The following is a 16,200-nucleotide window of genomic DNA, read 5'->3' as shown; positions in this document are numbered from 1 at the left end:
ACTCGGACGCCTGGCTTTCTGTCGAAAGCACATACCTCCCCGGGCAGGCCGAACTGGCGGCGAACTATATCACTGCAAAGGCCAAGCGCCCAAGGCCCAAGCCGGGGCATGTTCAGCAACAGGACAGGCAAATCCGTTGATTTAGAAGGATTCGGTTACAGCTATTTACAAAGCATGACGAACTAGCGTGAGGGTTTCGATCATTACCGCTATAATCGCCGCCTTTTCATCGGGCTATACGATTCTGACATGAGCCAATCCAGCGACCTGATTCAATCGGCACAACGCACCATCCGTCTCGAAGTGGAAGCCGTACAAGGCTTGTTGCCCCATATCGACGCGGATTTCGTACGCGCTTGCGAGATGATTCTGGCCAGCAAAGGCCGTGTGGTCGTGCTGGGCATGGGCAAATCCGGGCACATCGGCAACAAGATTGCCGCCACCCTGGCCAGCACCGGCACCACGGCGTTCTTCGTGCACCCGGCTGAAGCCAGCCACGGCGACATGGGCATGATCACCCGCGACGACATCATCCTGGCGCTGTCGAACTCCGGCTCCACCAATGAAATCGTCACCCTGCTGCCGCTGATCAAGCGCCAGGGCATCCAGTTGATCAGCATGACCGGCAACCCGGATTCGCCGCTGGCCAAGGCCGCCGAGATCAATCTCAACGTACACGTGGAGCATGAAGCCTGCCCGCTGAACCTGGCGCCGACCTCCTCCACCACCGCCGCCCTGGTCATGGGCGACGCCCTGGCCGTGGCGCTGCTGGAAGCGCGCGGCTTTACCGCGGAAGACTTCGCCTTTTCCCATCCAGGTGGCGCGCTTGGCCGCCGCCTGCTGCTGAAAGTGGAAACCGTCATGCACGCCGGCGCAGAATTGCCCCAGGTGCAACGCGGCACGCTGCTCAAGGACGCGCTGATGGAAATGACCCGCAAAGGCCTGGGCATGACCGCGATCGTGGAACCCAATGGCAAACTGGCCGGGATCTTCACTGACGGCGACTTGCGCCGCACCCTCGACCGCACCATCGACATCCACCACACGACCATTGATGAAGTCATGACCCTTCATGGCAAGACCGCCCGGGCCGATATGCTGGCAGCCGAAGCCCTGAAAATCATGGAAGACCATCGAATCAACGCACTGGTAGTCGTCGACAAGGAAGACCGCCCGGTGGGCGCCTTCAACCTGTCCGACCTGCTGCGTGCCGGAGTAATGTGATGAGCGACGATCTGCTGCAACGCGGCAAGAACATCAAACTGGCGGTCTTTGACGTCGACGGCGTCCTCACCGACGGACGCCTGTACTTCCTCGAAGACGGCAGCGAATTCAAGACTTTCAGCACCCTCGATGGCCAAGGCATCAAGATGTTGATGGCAGCCGGCGTACAGACCGCTATCATCAGCGGCCGCAAGACCCCGGTGGTCGAACGTCGAGCGAAAAACCTCGGCATTCCACATCTGTATCAGGGTCGCGAAGACAAACTGGTGGTGCTCGACGAGCTGCTTGCCCAACTCAATCTAAGCTATGAACAGGTTGCCTACCTCGGTGACGACCTGCCAGACCTGCCGGTGATTCGTCGCGTCGGCCTGGGCATGGCGGTGGCCAATGCCGCCAGCTTCGTGCGCGAACACGCCCACGGCATCACCCTGGCCCGTGGCGGCGAAGGTGCCGCCCGCGAATTCTGCGAATTGATCCTGCGCGCCCAGGGCCGCCTCGATGCGGCCAACGCCGCGTACCTGTGAGCCATTTATGTTTATTTTGAGCAAAAAGTTTCGCAGATTTATGCTGTTCGGTTGTATCGCTGCGATATTTGCGGCGGTCGGCTACTGGAACATCAGCCCGGAACGCTTCCTTGACAAGCCGGTCGTCGCGGTCGATGAAAGTGCAATCGACTATTACGCCATTAACGCCCACAGCGTGCAGTACCTGCCCGACGGTGGCCTGCAGTACGACTTGACGTCCGACAAGGTCGAGCACCTCAAGGCGACCGACGTGTCGTTGCTGACCAATCCGGACCTGAACATGTACCGCGGCACCGATTTTCCATGGCACGTCACCAGTTTGCGCGGTGAAGTGAACGCGGACGGCACCCAGGTAGAACTGATCGATTCGGTGCGTATTGCACGCACCGATGAAAAGAACCGTAATTTGATCGTTACCAGCACCCGGATGACCGTGTTCCCGCAGCAGCAATATGCGCAGACCGATCAACCCGTTAGAATCGACGGCGCTGGTGGTGTGTCGACTGGCAACGGAATGAAAGCGTATTTGAAAGAAAGCAGAATACATCTGCTATCGAACGTAAGAGGACAGTATGAGGCTCGTTAAAACCCTCCCTATTTTGCTCAGTCTGGGCGCAGCACTGGGAAGCGTGAGCGCCTGGGCTCTGCCGAACGATCAAGAGCAGCCTATCCGTATTCAGGCCGACGATGCCCAACTGGACGACAAGAATGGCGTTGCCACCTATAAAGGTGACGTGATCATTACCCAGGGTTCGATGAAGGTCAAAGGCAATACCGTGACCATCACCCGCACCCCGACCGGCGACATCGATGTGGTGACCTCGGTGGGCAATCTTGCTTACTTCGAGCAACTGCAGACCGCTGGTGACACCAAGCCTGTTCAGGGCTGGGGCGTGACCATCCAGTACCATGCCGCGCAAAACCGCGTTGTACTGATCGACAAGGCCAAAGTCGTCGACAAGGACAACAACACCACCCAGGGCGAGAAAATCGTCTACGACACGGTCAAGAAACTGGCGAGCGCCGGCCGTGCCACGGGCAGCAAGGTCACCGAGGCGCGTCCGCGCATCGACATGGTGATCCAGCCGAAGCCGAAAACCGACGAGAAAAAGGCCCAGTAATGGCAACTCTGAAAGCTCAGCATCTGGCCAAGAGCTACAAGAGCCGCCAGGTCGTGCGCGACGTCAGCCTGTCCATCGACAGCGGTCAGATCGTCGGCCTGCTGGGCCCGAACGGCGCCGGCAAGACCACGTGCTTCTACATGATCGTCGGCCTGGTGCAGGCCGATCAGGGTCGCGTACTGATCGACGACCTGGACGTCAGCCACCAGCCGATGCACGGTCGTGCGAAGGCCGGTATCGGCTATCTTCCGCAAGAAGCGTCGATCTTCCGCAAGCTGTCGGTAGCCGACAACATCATGGCCATCCTCGAGACCCGCAAGGAACTCGACAAGGCGGGTCGTCGCAAGGAGCTGGAAAGCCTGCTGCAGGAATTCCACATCAGCCACATCCGTGACAACCTCGGCATGAGCCTGTCCGGAGGTGAACGCCGCCGGGTGGAAATTGCCCGGGCTTTGGCCACCAACCCGAAATTCATCCTGCTCGACGAACCTTTCGCCGGCGTGGACCCGATTTCGGTGGGCGACATCAAACAGATCATCCATCACCTCAAGGCCAAGGGCATTGGCGTGCTGATCACCGACCACAACGTCCGTGAAACCCTGGATATCTGCGAAACCGCCTACATCGTCAACGATGGCCAACTGATCGCCGAAGGTGACTCCGCCACCATCCTGGCCAACGAACTGGTCAAGGAAGTGTATCTGGGTCATGAGTTCCGCCTTTAAGCACTGAGGTGTCTGGCTGATTGTCCGAGCGCTTGTCTCGATAAAAAATCAATAAGTTTTTATTGTTACAGCGCTCTAGGCAAACGATGCAGTTTCGGGCATATAATTTGCTTAAGTTTGGCGCTCCGGCGCCCTGTAGTGGATGGCGCATGCGCGCCGGCGAATAAGGTGTTAAGCCCCTGCCATGAAACCATCGCTAGTCTTGAGAATGGGCCAGCAGCTGACGATGACACCTCAGCTGCAACAGGCCATCCGCCTGCTCCAATTGTCGACCCTGGACCTGCAACAGGAAATCCAGGAGGCCCTGGAGTCCAATCCGATGCTCGAACGCCAGGAAGAAGGCGACGACTTCGATAACGCCGATCCCTTGGCCGACAAAGCCGAACAGCAACCCAATGCCGATGTTTCAGAACCCTCCTACCAGGAAACCGCCCCGACGGTGGACAACCTCGAGGAAGGTGACTGGAACGAGCGCATTCCCAACGAACTGCCCGTCGACACCGCGTGGGAAGACGTCTACCAGACCAGCGCCAGCAGCCTGCCCAGCAACGATGACGACGAATGGGATTTCACCACTCGCACATCGGTCGGCGAAAGCCTGCAAAGCCACCTGCTCTGGCAACTGAACCTGGCGCCGATGTCCGACACCGATCGCCTGATTGCCGTGACCCTGATCGATTGCATCAACAATCAGGGTTACCTGGACGAAACCCTCGAGGAAATCCTCGAAGCTTTCGATCCGGAACTGGACATCGAACTGGACGAAATCGAAGCCGTCCTGCACCGCATCCAGCAATTCGAACCGGCTGGCATCGGCGCGCGCAACCTGGGCGAATGCCTGCTGCTGCAATTGCGCCAGCTGTCCGCCAAGACCCCTTGGCTGGCCGAGGCCAAGCGCCTGGTCAGCGATTACATCGACCTGCTCGGCAGCCGCGACTACAGCCAGTTGATGCGCCGCATGAAGCTCAAGGAAGATGAACTGCGCCAGGTGATCGAACTGGTCCAGAGCCTGAACCCGCGCCCAGGATCGCAGATCGAGTCCAGCGAAGCCGAATACGTCGTGCCCGACGTGATCGTGCGCAAGGACAACGAGCGCTGGCTGGTGGAGCTGAACCAGGAATCGGTGCCGCGGCTGCGGGTCAACGCTCAGTACGCCGGTTTCGTACGCCGCGCCGACACCAGCGCCGACAACACCTTCATGCGCAACCAGTTGCAGGAAGCCCGCTGGTTCATCAAGAGCCTGCAAAGCCGCAACGAAACCCTGATGAAAGTGGCCACCCAGATCGTCGAGCACCAGCGCGGCTTCCTGGAGTACGGCGACGAAGCCATGAAACCGCTGGTCCTGCATGACATCGCCGAAGCGGTGGGCATGCACGAGTCGACGATTTCACGGGTGACCACCCAAAAGTTCATGCATACCCCACGGGGCATATATGAGCTGAAATACTTTTTCTCCAGCCATGTCAGCACCTCCGAAGGCGGTGAATGCTCGTCCACAGCGATCCGCGCGATCATCAAAAAACTGGTTGCCGCGGAAAATCAGAAAAAGCCGTTGAGTGACAGCAAGATCGCTGGTTTACTGGAGGCACAAGGCATTCAGGTGGCTCGCCGCACCGTCGCCAAGTACCGCGAATCCCTGGGAATCGCGCCTTCGAGCGAACGCAAGCGGTTGATGTAAGCCACAGCACAGCGTTCCAGTGGTAGATCATCTGATCTGCCGCTTTATGCACTGGCAACGAAGGAGAAGCTGTATGCAAGTCAACATCAGTGGACACCAACTGGAAGTGACCGAACCCCTGCGCGCCTACATCGGCGAAAAGCTCGAACGATTAGAGCGGCATTTCGACAAGATCACCAACGTGCAGGTCACGATGACGGTCGAGAAGCTGAAGCAGAAAATCGAAGCCACCCTGCATATTCCCGGCAATGAAGTAGTCGCCAACGCGGAACATACCGATATGTACGCGGCGATCGACGCATTGACCGACAAGCTGGATAAACAACTCAAAAAGCATAAGGAAAAGACCCAGAGCCTCCTCCAGGGCGCGACCGGTCGTTAACATCCCCAACCCATGATCCGACTTGAAAACATCCTGACCCCCGGCCGTTCCCTCGTGAACGTGCCGGGCGGCAGTAAAAAGAAAGCCCTCGAGCAAATTGCCAACCTGATCGCCCGGGAAGTGCCGGATCTGGAGATGCAAGATGTCTTCGAGGCTCTGATTGCCCGTGAAAAACTCGGTTCCACCGGTTTTGGCAACGGCATCGCTATCCCCCACTGTCGCCTGAAGGGCTGTACCTCGCCCATCAGCGCCCTGATGCACCTTGACGCACCTATCGATTTCGACGCCATCGACGGCGCCCCGGTGGACCTGCTGTTTGTACTGCTGGTCCCGGAAGCCGCCACCGATGCGCACCTGGAGTTGCTGCGCCAGATCGCCAGCATGCTTGACCGCAAGGAAGTCCGCGAGAAACTGCGCAGTGCCCCGAGCAACGAAGCCTTGTATCAGGTCGTCCTGAGCGAGCAAAACGGTCACTAATCATGCGCTTGATCATCGTCAGTGGCCGCTCCGGCTCAGGTAAAAGTACGGCGCTCAATGTCCTTGAGGACAACGGCTACTACTGCATCGACAACCTGCCCGCCGGCCTGCTGCCGGAACTGGCCGAACGCGCCCTGATTCATACCGAACTGGCACAGCCGCTGGTCGCCGTGTCCATCGACGCCCGCAACCTGCCCAGCCATCTGTCGCGCTTTCCCGAACTGCTCGAAGAAGTGCGCAGCCGGCATATCCAGTGCGATGTGTTGTATCTGGATGCCGATGAAGAAACCCTGCTCAAACGTTTCTCGGAAACCCGCCGCCGGCACCCGCTGAGCAACGCCAACCGTTCACTGGCCGAGGCGATCAACGACGAGTCCCAACTGCTCGGGCCGATTGCGGACCTCGCCGACCTCAAGATCAATACCACCAACCTGAACCTGTACCAGTTGCGCGACACCATCAAGTTGCGCCTGCTGAACCAGCCGGAGCCCGGCACTGCGTTCCTGGTGGAGTCTTTCGGGTTCAAGCGTGGCATGCCAGTGGACGCCGACGTGGTGTTCGACGTGCGCTGCCTGCCCAATCCTTATTGGAAGCCGGAACTGCGAGCGCAGTCCGGGCTCGATCAACCGGTGGCCGACTATCTGGCGGCACAGCCGGACGTCGAGGAGATGTTCCAGGACATCTACAACTACTTGTTCAAGTGGCTACCCCGTTTCGCCGCCAGCAACCGCGCCTACGTCACCATTGCCATTGGCTGTACCGGCGGTCATCACCGCTCCGTGTACCTGACCGAACGTCTGGGCCAGGCCCTGCAACAATCCCTGAAGAATGTCCAGGTTCGCCACCGCGACCTCAGCTAAAGGATTCACTACGCGATGCCTGCTCTGGAAATTGAAATCATCAACAAGCTGGGCCTGCATGCCCGCGCTTCTGCGAAATTCGTTGGTGTTGCCGGTGAGTTCAAGGATTGCACGATCCGGGTCGGACGCAATCCCGAGTCCATGGTCGACGGTAAAAGCATCATGGCCATGATGATGCTCGCTGCCGGCAAGGGCACCATCATTCACCTGAGTACCGAAGGTGAACAGGCCGACGAAGCCTTGCAGGCATTGGTGGCCCTGATCAACGACTACTTCGGCGAAGGTGGTTGAACATCAAAAGATCGCAGCCTTCGGCAGCTCCTTGCCGATCCTGGAGCTGCCGAAGGCTGCGATCTTTTTTACGCCAACGCCGTATCCATCACCATCATCAAGCAAAACCCCAGCAACAACCCCAGGCTAGCCAGTTTGTCGTGACCATTGCGCCGCGACTCCGGAATCACCTCATGGGTCACCACCAGCAGCATCGCCCCAGCCGCCAGCGCCAGTCCCAACGGCAACAGCAATTCCGCCAGGCTCACCAGCCACGCGCACAACAATGCGAAAACCGGCTCCACCAAGCCTGATGCCGCACCGATCAGGAACGCCTTGAACCGCGACATCCCCGCCCCGGCCAACACCAACGCAATCACCAGTCCCTCGGGCACATCCTGCAAGGCGATGCCCATGGCCAGGCTGTCGGCGTCAGGCATGCCGCCACCGGCCGAAACCCCGACCGCCATGCCTTCCGGAATGTTGTGGGCAATGATGGCGAACACGAACAGCCAGATTCGCGGCGCAATCACCGGGCGTTCCAAGGTGCCAACGAGCATTTCCGGACTGGCCCCGGAGACCTTGCGATCCACCAGAAACAATCCGAATGCGCCGAGCATGATGCCGAAACTGATCAGGCCGCTGGCCACCCAAGGCGTCAGCCCCAGGCTTTCGGCCGCAGAGATGCCCGGGACAATCAGCGAAAACGCGGTCGCCGCGAGCATCACCCCGGCACCGAAACCCAGCAAAGTATCGCTGAGCGCCTGGGGCATGCGCCGAATCACCAGCACCGGCACCGCCCCGAGCGCCGTGCCTAAGGCGCAAATTGCCCCACCTTGCAGGGCACGCAGCAACCTCGGCTCAAGGTCCAGCCACGCCAATCCCTGGGCAACCAACAACGTCATTCCCGCCAGCAGCAACAGCGATCCCAACGCGTAACGGAACATTCGTCCGCCGCCGATCGCCAGTGTTTCAGTGCCCATAGTCAGCCTTGGATTGTTTTTATAGAGGACTTAAACCAGCGCGGCCTGATAGCGCGCCGCGACTTCGGGCCAATTGATCACGTTGTAGAACGCGCTGATGTATTCCGGACGACGATTCTGATAACGCAGGTAATAGGCGTGTTCCCAGACGTCGAGGCCGAGGATCGGCGTGTTGCCGTTCATCAACGGGCTGTCCTGGTTGCCGCTGCTTTCCACGACCAGGGTCTTTTGCGGCGTGACACTCAACCACGCCCAACCACTGCCGAAGCGGGTCAGCGCGGCTTTGGTGAAAGCTTCCTTGAAGCTGTCGAGGCCGCCCAACTGCTCATCGATGGCCGTGGCCAGCGCACCGTCCGGTTTGCCGCCGGCATTGGGCGCCATGACTTCCCAGAACAGCGAATGGTTGGCGTGGCCACCGCCCTGGTTGATCACCGCAGCGCGCAGTTTTTCCGGGAGTTGCTGGACGCCGGCCACCAGTTTTTCCACCGACCACTCGGCAAACTCGGTGCCTTCAACGGCCGCATTGAGGTTGTTGATGTAGGTCTGGTGGTGTTTGGTGTAGTGGATTTCCATGGTCTGCGCATCGATATGCGGTTCCAGGGCATCGTAGGCGTACGGCAAGGCAGGCAAGGTAAAAGCCATTTCAATGGACTCCATGGTGAAGAGGGACAGACTGATGCCGCGGCGACACCGCCTCCATGTGCAGCAAACGATGGGTGCGTGGGTATTCGCCGTGTTCGCTGATGAAATTCAGTAGTTCGACGTAGGTCTTGCTGCTCTGGCGCAACGCGGCTTCGCGCAGGGCCGGGGCCAGTCGCGAGTCCTGCATGGTCTGCAATAAGCGCTGATGGATCGCGCACAGGTACTCGGCGCTCTCCTCCGGCTGGTTCAGGCGCAAATGCAGGTCGGCCAGGTTGTGGTGGGAAATCACGCAAGCGGCCACCGCTTCGTCGGCATCCGCCCAGCGCTCGAACAACACCTGGGCCAGCGCCAGTGCCTGCAAGTAAGCCTCGCGGGCATCGACGAACTCGCCCAGCATGAAATGGCGATTAGCCCTTTCGATCGTGCGTTTCCAGTGCTCCATGGTGTGCCTCCAAAGCAGTAGCGTGAGTTACACGCCGCCAGCGGTGAGCTTTTCTGGATTGAGCAACTCTTCCAGTTGGCTGCGCGTCAGGTCGGTGTGTTCCAGGGCGACATCAATCACCGGACGGCCCTGCTGATACGCCTTCTTGGCGATCTCCGCGGCTTTTTGGTAACCGATGATCGGGTTGAGTGCAGTGACCAGGATCGGGTTGCGCGACAGCGCTTCCTTGAGCCGGGCCTCGTTGACCTTGAAGCTGGCGATGGCCTTGTCGCCCAACAAACGGCTGGAATTGGCCAGCAACTCGATGCTGCTCAGCAGGTTCTGGGCGATGATCGGCAGCATCACGTTCAATTCGAAATTGCCCGACTGGCCGGCGATGGTGATCACCGTGTCGTTGCCGATCACTTGAGCGGCGACCATCGCCGTGGCTTCCGGGATCACCGGATTGACCTTGCCCGGCATGATCGACGAGCCCGGCTGCAAGGCTTCGAGTTCGATTTCACCGAGGCCAGCGAGCGGGCCGGAGTTCATCCAGCGCAGGTCGTTGGCAATTTTCATCAGCGACACGGCGGTGACCTTGAGCTGCCCGGAGACTGCGACCGCGGTGTCCTGGGAGCCAATCAGCGCAAACAGGTCCTTGCCAGGCTGGAATTGCACTTGGGTCAATTTGCTCAATTGCTGACTGAACAGCGCCGCGAACTGCGGATGGGCATTGATCCCCGTGCCCACCGCCGTGCCGCCCTGGGCCAGGGATTGCAGGCTCGGCAGCAGGTCTTGCAGGTGGCCGATATTGGCCTTGAGCTGTTGCGCCCAACCGTTGAGCACCTGGCTCATGCGCACCGGCATGGCGTCCATCAGGTGCGTGCGCCCGGTTTTGACGTGGTGATGAACCTGCTCGGCCTTGTGCTCGATCACTTGCACCAGGTGCAGCAGCGCCGGCAGCAATTGCTCGTGCAACGCCAATGCGGCGCTGACGTGAATGGTGGTCGGGATGATGTCGTTGCTACTCTGGCCGCAGTTGACGTGATCATTAGGATTCACCGGTTCGCCCAGCAAACGGCTGGCCAGGGTGGCAATCACTTCATTGGCGTTCATGTTGGAGCTGGTGCCGGAACCGGTCTGGAAAATATCCACCGGGAAGTGCTGCATGAAATCGCCTTCGAGCAGGCCTTGGGCCGCATCGACGATGGCTTTGCCCTGGGATTCGCTGATCTGCTTGAGCTCGACGTTGGCCCGGGCGGCGGCAGCTTTGGCCAGGATCAACGCGCGGATGAACTGCACCGGCATCGGTTGGCCACTGATCGGGAAGTTATCCACTGCACGCTGGGTTTGTGCGCCGTAGAGGGCGGCTTCCGGGACTTGAAGCTCGCCCATGCTGTCGCGTTCGATACGCGTATTACTCATCAGGAAATCCTTGCACCAGTTCTAAGAGGGGAATCGAAGGCTGCAACTCGCAGGTCGCCAGTTGCCAGGTGTAGCTCTGCCAGCGCTTGAGGCGGCATTTGCACAGGGAGAGGCGTTCCAGTTCGCGCAATGGGCGCCAGGCCTGGTCGAGACAGAAGGTTCGCCAGTGCCACGGCAGCGCGACATCGGCGGCGGTGTCGAGCAATAAACGGAAAGAGGTTTCGGCGATGGTCCAGGGCGAGGTGGCCGTGCAACAGGCCAGATACCGGCCTTCGGCCAGGTAATGTTCGATCAGGCGAGGCTCATCGGGATCCATCGCGCAACGAATCTGGCGACTCATCCAACGCCAGCTTTCGAGGTAAGGCTGCTCGTGCAAGGCAGAACTCATAATCCGGGCTCATTCGGTAATGAGATTTATTATTAGATGATAATGAGAACCAAAACAAGCTTGGATCATCCCCCGCGCACGACGCGGTCGAAGGTCGGGCGCTTAAGTACCGACACCCAAGAGCTTCGGAAAAAGTACGACAAGCAGGGAAAAGTCGTCGCAAGACTTCAAAACAACGCAGGAAAATATCAACTTATATAAACGCTGCAACACATTCACATACCCTCTCTAAAAAAAACGAATCTATTATCTCAGGCGAACACCCATATTTTTCCCATGAAGGATCTTGAGAAAACATGACAAACATCGAACTTAATGTATTTATCGAAACCGAGCTGAACTTGCTTGCCCAACGAATTATCGACAAAAAAAACGTCAGTGATGAAATTGCCCACGCGAAGATTGGATTCTATCTTTCCCTGCGCAGAGCCCTGAATTTAAAGGCAACCCCTGCAGATACAGGCTTTCTCGACGCCATTAACGACACGCTGCAGGCCTTGGGCATCATCGAAAGAAACAGGACATTCCTTGCCGACATAAAAGAATGAATCAAGTAATAGTGATTACTTGCCCAATACTACCCGCACCCTTTAAATAACAAATCTAAACAACGCTAATTCGCGCCTAACAACTAATCGTATTGTTAGGCGCTTCTATCTTTATCAGCTACCCGCCACCGTCATCCGCTCGATCAACACCGAACCCGTGCGAATGTTGCTGCGCAGTTCCAGGTCATTACCCACCGCGACAATCTGTTTGAACATGTCGCGCATGTTGCCGGCGATGGTCACTTCCTGGACCGCGAACTGGATTTCGCCGTTCTCGACCCAGAAACCCGCCGCACCACGGGAATAATCGCCGGTGACCATGTTCAGGCCATGGCCCATCAGCTCGGTAACCAGCAAGCCACGGCCCATGCGACGCAACAGCGCGGCCTGGTCTTCGTCGCCATGGGTGACGAACAGGTTGTGCACGCCGCCCGCGTTGGCGGTGCTCGGCATGCCCAGTTTGCGACCGGAATACGTGCCGAGGATGTACGACACCAGGACGCCATTTTCGACGAACGGTTTGGCATAGGTCGCCAAACCATCGCCATCGAACGCCGAACTGCCCATGGCCCGCATCAGGTGTGGACGCTCGTCGAGGGTCAGCCATTCCGGGAACAGCTTCTGCCCCAGAGTGCCTTCGAGGAACGACGATTTGCGGTACAGGCTGCCGCCGGACACCGCCGACAGGAAGCTGCCGAACAAACCGCCGGCCAGTTCCGCCGAAAACAGCACTGGCACTTCACAGGTCGGCACCGGACGTGCGCCCAAGCGGCTCGCAGCCCGTTGCGCGGCGCGCTGGCCGATGCTCACCGGGTCGGCCAGCAAGTTGCCCTGACGGTTCACGTCGTACCAGTAATCGCGCTGCATCTGGCCGTCGGCCTCGGCGATCATCACGCAGCTCAAGCTGTGCCGGGTCGACGCGTAGCCGCCGATAAAACCGTGGCTGTTGCCGTAGACGCGGCAGCCCTGGTGCGTGCTAAGGGTGGTGCCATCGGCATTCTTGATCCGGTTGTCGGTGGCAAACGCCGCCGCTTCACAGCTCAGGGCCATTTCGATGGCTTGCTCGGGGGTGATGTCCCACTCGTGGAACAGGTCGAAATCCTGCAGATCCTTGGCCATCAGCGCGGCATCCGCCAGGCCCGAGGCTTCGTCTTCCGAGGTGTGCTTGGCAATGGCCAGCGCGGCGGCGACGGTTTCGCGGATCGCTTCCGGGCCGCTGGCCGAGGTGCTGGCCGAGCCTTTGCGCTGGCCGACGTACAAGGTGATGCCAAAGCCCTGATCACGATTGAATTCGACGGTTTCGACTTCCCGCTGACGCACCGACGTGGACAGTCCCTGCTCCAGCGACACCGCCACTTCACAGGCACTGGCACCCTGGCGCTTGGCTTCAGCGATGATCTGCTCGACTTGCTCTTGCAGTGCCGGCAACGCTTGTGGGCCGACGCTTTCAACTGCACTCATGCTGTTCTCCACTCAAATTCTGCTTTCGGTAAGGCCTTCGAGCGACCGGGCCGGACAAGCGGCCCCCGACTGGTTATCATGGCGGCGTTTCTTTGCGGACGGCCACCATGGTTGATTCTTACGACGACTCCCTCGATACGGGAGAAAAAAGCAAATCCCAGGTTAAACGCGAGCTGCATGCTCTGGTTGACCTCGGCGAACGCCTTACAACGCTCAAGCCTGACCTGCTGGCAAAACTGCCGTTGACCGACGCCATGCGCCGGGCCCTGGCCGATGCGCCCAAGCACACCGCGAATATCGCGCGTAAACGGCACCTGATGTTCATCGGCAAATTGATGCGCGATCAGGACACTGACGCCATTTTCAAGCTGCTCGATCAACTCGATGCCTCCACCCGGCAGTACAACGAACGTTTCCACGGCCTGGAACGCTGGCGCGATCGCTTGATCACGGGCGACGATGCAGTCCTGGAGAAGTTCGTGCTCGACTACCCGGAGGCTGATCGTCAACAGTTGCGCTCCCTGATCCGTCAGGCCCAGCACGAACTGGCGACCAACAAGCCACCGGCATCGAGCCGTAAAGTCTTCAAGTACATCCGTGAGCTGGACGAGACTCAACGCGGTCTGCGTTAAGTCCCGAATCGGGTGAACCGCCAAGCGGTTCACCCGAAGCTCCATCCATCAGGATCCTGTGCCACCCACAGTGATCGCATCGATTTTCAGCGTTGGCTGGCCGACACCCACCGGCACCGACTGCCCATCCTTCCCGCACGTCCCCACACCACTGTCCAGCGCCAGGTCGTTACCGACCATCGACACTTTGCTCATGGCTTCCGGGCCGTTGCCGATCAACGTCGCGCCTTTGACCGGGGCCGTGATCTTGCCGTCTTCGATCAGATACGCCTCGCTGGTGGAGAACACGAATTTGCCGCTGGTGATGTCCACCTGGCCGCCGCCGAGGTTGGCGCAATAGATGCCGCGCTTGACCGATTTGATGATTTCTTCCGGGTCGCTTTCACCCGCCAGCATGTAGGTGTTGGTCATCCGTGGCATCGGCAGGTGCGCGTAGGATTCGCGACGACCGTTACCGGTACGGGCAACGCCCATCAGCCGTGCGTTGAGCTTGTCCTGCATATAGCCCTTGAGCACACCGTTTTCGATCAGCGTGGTGCACTCGGTCGGGGTGCCTTCGTCATCGACGCTCAACGAACCACGACGCCCGGCCAACGTGCCGTCATCGACGATGGTGCACAGCTTGGACGCAACCATCTCGCCCATGCGCCCGCTGTAAGCAGAACTGCCTTTACGGTTGAAGTCGCCTTCCAGACCATGGCCGACCGCTTCGTGCAGCAGCACGCCGGACCAGCCCGAACCCAGCACCACCGGCAACGTACCGGCGGGTGCCGGAATCGCTTCCAGGTTCACCAGCGCCTGACGCAAGGCTTCACGGGCATAACCCATGGCGCGGTCGTCGCTGAGGAAATAACGGTAATCAGTGCGACCGCCGCCGCCATGGCCACCGCGTTCGCGGCGCCCGTTCTGCTCGACGATCACGCTGACGTTGAAGCGCACCAACGGCCGCACATCCGCCGCCAGGCTGCCGTCGGTGGACGCGACAAGAATGCGCTCCCAAACCCCGGCCATGCTCACGGTGACTTGCTGGATACGCGGGTCGAGGGCGCGAGTCGCGACATCGATGCGCTTGAGCAGGTCGACTTTCTCGGCGCGGGTCAGCACTTCCAACGGGTTGTCCGGCCCGTACAACTGGGCGACATCCTGGGTGGTGAACGCTTGCACCGTGCCGTTCTGCCCGGCGCGGGAGATCGAACGGGCAGCACGGGCCGCTGCGCCGAGGGCTTCGAGGGTGATGGCATTGCTGTAGGCAAAACCGGTCTTCTCACCGGATTGCGCACGCACGCCGACACCCTGGTCGAGGTTGAAGCTGCCTTCCTTGACGATCCCGTCTTCCAGCGCCCAGGACTCGGAAATCTGGCCCTGGAAATACAGATCGGCAGCATCGATGCCCGGGCCGGCCAGATCGCCGAGCACACTTTGCAGGCTCTCGATCGTCACGCCGCCGGGCGCTAACAGGTGGTCACTGACTGAGGACAACAACTCGCTCATATGCTTTACGCCTTAAATTCATCGTTCTGAGGCAGGTCGCTGGGCGCCCTGCGAGAAAAAGCGCCGGTGACTGGACACCGGCATCCGCGCCCGGATGGACGCCTGTTCGCTGCTGTCGCGTTCGGCCAGCAGCACGGCCTCGCCTTGATCCTGTTGCGCCAGCACGCGGCCCCACGGGTCGACGATGGCGGCATGTCCGTAAGTCTCTCGCGGCCCCGGATGGGCGCCACCCTGGGCGGCCGCGAGCACATAACACTGGGTTTCGATGGCCCGTGCACGGATCAGCACATCCCAGTGGGCCGCGCCGGTCACGGCGGTAAAGGCCGAGGGTGCGGTGATCAACTCCGCACCGGCAGCGCGCAATTCGCTGTACAGCTCCGGGAAACGCAGGTCGTAACACACGCTCAGGCCGACTCGACCGACGGGTGTGTCCGCCACCACGACGCCACTGCCATAAGCATAGTCATCGGATTCACGGTAACGCCCGCGATTGTCCGCCACATCGACGTCGAACAGGTGCAACTTGTCGTACCGCGCGACGGTTTCGCCCTGGTCATCCACCAGCAGCGAGCAGGCATGCACTTTCGCCGTCGGCTGATCCACCGGCGGCAATGGCAAGGTGCCGGCGACTATCCATAACTTGAGGGCGCGTGCGGTCTGTTTCAACCACGGCAGGATCGGGCCTTCGCCCATGGCTTCGGCGCGGCCGATGTCGGCGATGTCGCGACGGCCCATGGCCGCGAAGTTTTCCGGCAGCACCGCGAGCCGTGCGCCGGCGTTTGCCGCTTGTTCAAGCAGGCGCCGGGCCTGGGCCAGATTAGCCAGCACATCGCTCTGGCTGACCATTTGAATCACCGCTACAGACATGGCCATTCCTTATTCAAAACAACACATGACCCGTAGGCGAGGCTTGCCCGCGAACCGATACACCGCAGGGTGTCAGGAAAC

At 59.8% G+C, this 16,200-nt stretch carries 20 protein-coding genes; 12 read left to right on the top strand and 8 right to left on the bottom strand.

Annotation, left to right across the window (positions count from 1 at the left end; translation table 11 throughout):
* The first annotated feature begins 249 nt into the window (after positions 1-249).
* From ACY4LX_RS05890 to ACY4LX_RS05845, 10 genes are all read left to right on the top strand, one after another.
* Positions 250-1,224 (top strand): KpsF/GutQ family sugar-phosphate isomerase, encoded by a 975-nt coding sequence (locus tag ACY4LX_RS05890; RefSeq protein WP_149657577.1) that lies wholly within the window; start codon positions 250-252, stop codon positions 1,222-1,224.
* Positions 1,224-1,748, top strand: a complete 525-nt coding sequence (locus ACY4LX_RS05885; RefSeq protein ID WP_149657578.1) for a KdsC family phosphatase — start codon at positions 1,224-1,226, stop codon at positions 1,746-1,748. Before ACY4LX_RS05890 ends, ACY4LX_RS05885 begins: the two co-directional genes overlap by 1 nt.
* A gap of 13 nt (positions 1,749-1,761) precedes the next feature.
* Positions 1,762-2,334 carry an LPS export ABC transporter periplasmic protein LptC gene (gene lptC / locus ACY4LX_RS05880; RefSeq protein WP_149657742.1) on the top strand — a complete coding sequence of 191 codons (573 nt, stop codon included), beginning with the start codon at positions 1,762-1,764 and terminating at the stop codon, positions 2,332-2,334.
* Positions 2,321-2,869, top strand: coding sequence for a lipopolysaccharide transport periplasmic protein LptA (lptA, locus tag ACY4LX_RS05875; protein ID WP_463259412.1), 549 nt, complete (start codon positions 2,321-2,323; stop codon positions 2,867-2,869). Before lptC ends, lptA begins: the two co-directional genes overlap by 14 nt.
* Positions 2,869-3,594 carry an LPS export ABC transporter ATP-binding protein gene (gene lptB, locus ACY4LX_RS05870; RefSeq protein WP_054049904.1) on the top strand — a complete coding sequence of 242 codons (726 nt, stop codon included), beginning with the start codon at positions 2,869-2,871 and terminating at the stop codon, positions 3,592-3,594. The genes lptA and lptB overlap by 1 nt, the downstream gene beginning before the upstream one ends.
* Before the next feature lie 184 nt (positions 3,595-3,778).
* Positions 3,779-5,272, top strand: coding sequence for an RNA polymerase factor sigma-54 (locus tag ACY4LX_RS05865; protein ID WP_149657580.1), 1,494 nt, complete (start codon positions 3,779-3,781; stop codon positions 5,270-5,272).
* 73 nt (positions 5,273-5,345) lie between these two features.
* A complete protein-coding gene (gene hpf / locus ACY4LX_RS05860) occupies positions 5,346-5,654 on the top strand; it encodes a ribosome hibernation-promoting factor, HPF/YfiA family (RefSeq protein WP_149657581.1) in 309 nt (102 codons plus the stop codon).
* Positions 5,655-5,666: 12 nt separating this feature from the next.
* A complete protein-coding gene (gene ptsN, locus ACY4LX_RS05855) occupies positions 5,667-6,131 on the top strand; it encodes a PTS IIA-like nitrogen regulatory protein PtsN (protein WP_149657582.1) in 465 nt (154 codons plus the stop codon).
* A 2-nt stretch (positions 6,132-6,133) separates the two neighbouring features.
* Positions 6,134-6,991 (top strand): RNase adapter RapZ, encoded by an 858-nt coding sequence (gene rapZ, locus ACY4LX_RS05850; RefSeq protein WP_149657583.1) that lies wholly within the window; start codon positions 6,134-6,136, stop codon positions 6,989-6,991.
* 15 nt (positions 6,992-7,006) lie between these two features.
* Positions 7,007-7,282, top strand: a complete 276-nt coding sequence (locus ACY4LX_RS05845) for an HPr family phosphocarrier protein (protein ID WP_149657584.1) — start codon at positions 7,007-7,009, stop codon at positions 7,280-7,282.
* A gap of 68 nt (positions 7,283-7,350) precedes the next feature.
* On the opposite strand, the gene ACY4LX_RS05840 is transcribed toward ACY4LX_RS05845, so the two are convergent.
* The 5 genes from ACY4LX_RS05840 to ACY4LX_RS05820 are packed head-to-tail and all read right to left on the bottom strand — an operon-like array spanning position 7,351 to position 11,120.
* On the bottom strand, positions 7,351-8,244 hold the full coding sequence (locus ACY4LX_RS05840) for a ZIP family metal transporter (RefSeq protein WP_463259411.1): 894 nt from the start codon (positions 8,242-8,244) through the stop codon (positions 7,351-7,353).
* A 30-nt stretch (positions 8,245-8,274) separates the two neighbouring features.
* Positions 8,275-8,886, bottom strand: coding sequence for a superoxide dismutase (locus ACY4LX_RS05835; RefSeq protein WP_463259410.1), 612 nt, complete (start codon positions 8,884-8,886; stop codon positions 8,275-8,277).
* 1 nt (position 8,887) lies between these two features.
* Positions 8,888-9,328 carry a hypothetical protein gene (locus ACY4LX_RS05830; protein ID WP_463259409.1) on the bottom strand — a complete coding sequence of 147 codons (441 nt, stop codon included), beginning with the start codon at positions 9,326-9,328 and terminating at the stop codon, positions 8,888-8,890.
* Between the two features lie 27 nt (positions 9,329-9,355).
* A complete protein-coding gene (locus ACY4LX_RS05825; RefSeq protein ID WP_463259408.1) occupies positions 9,356-10,732 on the bottom strand; it encodes a class II fumarate hydratase in 1,377 nt (458 codons plus the stop codon).
* Entirely contained in the window at positions 10,725-11,120 is a 396-nt protein-coding gene (locus ACY4LX_RS05820; RefSeq protein WP_463259407.1) for a FagA protein, read from the bottom strand. Before ACY4LX_RS05820 ends, ACY4LX_RS05825 begins: the two co-directional genes overlap by 8 nt.
* Positions 11,121-11,416: 296 nt before the next feature.
* Here ACY4LX_RS05820 and ACY4LX_RS05815 point away from each other — a divergent pair, with 296 nt between their 5' ends.
* Positions 11,417-11,668 carry a hypothetical protein gene (locus ACY4LX_RS05815; protein ID WP_463259406.1) on the top strand — a complete coding sequence of 84 codons (252 nt, stop codon included), beginning with the start codon at positions 11,417-11,419 and terminating at the stop codon, positions 11,666-11,668.
* 114 nt (positions 11,669-11,782) lie between these two features.
* Here ACY4LX_RS05815 and pmbA read toward each other — a convergent pair whose 3' ends face one another.
* The gene (pmbA, locus tag ACY4LX_RS05810) at positions 11,783-13,129 is read right to left on the bottom strand and encodes a metalloprotease PmbA (protein ID WP_463259405.1); all 1,347 of its coding nucleotides are present in this window, start codon (positions 13,127-13,129) and stop codon (positions 11,783-11,785) included.
* Between the two features lie 107 nt (positions 13,130-13,236).
* Between pmbA and yjgA the strand changes: the two genes are divergently transcribed.
* The gene (yjgA, locus tag ACY4LX_RS05805) at positions 13,237-13,761 is read left to right on the top strand and encodes a ribosome biogenesis factor YjgA (protein ID WP_149657591.1); all 525 of its coding nucleotides are present in this window, start codon (positions 13,237-13,239) and stop codon (positions 13,759-13,761) included.
* A gap of 48 nt (positions 13,762-13,809) precedes the next feature.
* On the opposite strand, the gene tldD is transcribed toward yjgA, so the two are convergent.
* Positions 13,810-15,252 (bottom strand): metalloprotease TldD, encoded by a 1,443-nt coding sequence (gene tldD / locus ACY4LX_RS05800; RefSeq protein ID WP_123405271.1) that lies wholly within the window; start codon positions 15,250-15,252, stop codon positions 13,810-13,812.
* Between the two features lie 18 nt (positions 15,253-15,270).
* Positions 15,271-16,119, bottom strand: coding sequence for a carbon-nitrogen hydrolase family protein (locus ACY4LX_RS05795; RefSeq protein WP_463259404.1), 849 nt, complete (start codon positions 16,117-16,119; stop codon positions 15,271-15,273).
* Between the last annotated feature and the right edge of the window lie 81 nt (positions 16,120-16,200).

The sequence above is a fragment of the Pseudomonas sp. Emmai genome (assembly GCF_055179735.1).
This window is presented reverse-complemented; position numbering and strand designations above follow the sequence as displayed.

What these genes read in the sequence shown, in the direction of transcription:
- ACY4LX_RS05890 (WP_149657577.1), top strand. Translation starts at nt 250, where the DNA reads ATGAGCCAATCCAGCGACCTGATTCAATCGGCACAACGCACCATCCGT.
- ACY4LX_RS05885 (WP_149657578.1), top strand. Translation starts at nt 1,224, where the DNA reads ATGAGCGACGATCTGCTGCAACGCGGCAAGAACATCAAACTGGCGGTC.
- lptA (WP_463259412.1), top strand. Translation starts at nt 2,321, where the DNA reads ATGAGGCTCGTTAAAACCCTCCCTATTTTGCTCAGTCTGGGCGCAGCA.
- lptB (WP_054049904.1), top strand. Translation starts at nt 2,869, where the DNA reads ATGGCAACTCTGAAAGCTCAGCATCTGGCCAAGAGCTACAAGAGCCGC.
- ACY4LX_RS05865 (WP_149657580.1), top strand. Translation starts at nt 3,779, where the DNA reads ATGAAACCATCGCTAGTCTTGAGAATGGGCCAGCAGCTGACGATGACA.
- hpf (WP_149657581.1), top strand. Translation starts at nt 5,346, where the DNA reads ATGCAAGTCAACATCAGTGGACACCAACTGGAAGTGACCGAACCCCTG.
- ptsN (WP_149657582.1), top strand. Translation starts at nt 5,667, where the DNA reads ATGATCCGACTTGAAAACATCCTGACCCCCGGCCGTTCCCTCGTGAAC.
- rapZ (WP_149657583.1), top strand. Translation starts at nt 6,134, where the DNA reads ATGCGCTTGATCATCGTCAGTGGCCGCTCCGGCTCAGGTAAAAGTACG.
- ACY4LX_RS05845 (WP_149657584.1), top strand. Translation starts at nt 7,007, where the DNA reads ATGCCTGCTCTGGAAATTGAAATCATCAACAAGCTGGGCCTGCATGCC.
- ACY4LX_RS05840 (WP_463259411.1), bottom strand. Translation starts at nt 8,244, where the DNA reads ATGGGCACTGAAACACTGGCGATCGGCGGCGGACGAATGTTCCGTTAC.
- ACY4LX_RS05835 (WP_463259410.1), bottom strand. Translation starts at nt 8,886, where the DNA reads ATGGCTTTTACCTTGCCTGCCTTGCCGTACGCCTACGATGCCCTGGAA.
- ACY4LX_RS05830 (WP_463259409.1), bottom strand. Translation starts at nt 9,328, where the DNA reads ATGGAGCACTGGAAACGCACGATCGAAAGGGCTAATCGCCATTTCATG.
- ACY4LX_RS05825 (WP_463259408.1), bottom strand. Translation starts at nt 10,732, where the DNA reads ATGAGTAATACGCGTATCGAACGCGACAGCATGGGCGAGCTTCAAGTC.
- ACY4LX_RS05820 (WP_463259407.1), bottom strand. Translation starts at nt 11,120, where the DNA reads ATGAGTTCTGCCTTGCACGAGCAGCCTTACCTCGAAAGCTGGCGTTGG.
- ACY4LX_RS05815 (WP_463259406.1), top strand. Translation starts at nt 11,417, where the DNA reads ATGACAAACATCGAACTTAATGTATTTATCGAAACCGAGCTGAACTTG.
- pmbA (WP_463259405.1), bottom strand. Translation starts at nt 13,129, where the DNA reads ATGAGTGCAGTTGAAAGCGTCGGCCCACAAGCGTTGCCGGCACTGCAA.
- yjgA (WP_149657591.1), top strand. Translation starts at nt 13,237, where the DNA reads ATGGTTGATTCTTACGACGACTCCCTCGATACGGGAGAAAAAAGCAAA.
- tldD (WP_123405271.1), bottom strand. Translation starts at nt 15,252, where the DNA reads ATGAGCGAGTTGTTGTCCTCAGTCAGTGACCACCTGTTAGCGCCCGGC.
- ACY4LX_RS05795 (WP_463259404.1), bottom strand. Translation starts at nt 16,119, where the DNA reads ATGTCTGTAGCGGTGATTCAAATGGTCAGCCAGAGCGATGTGCTGGCT.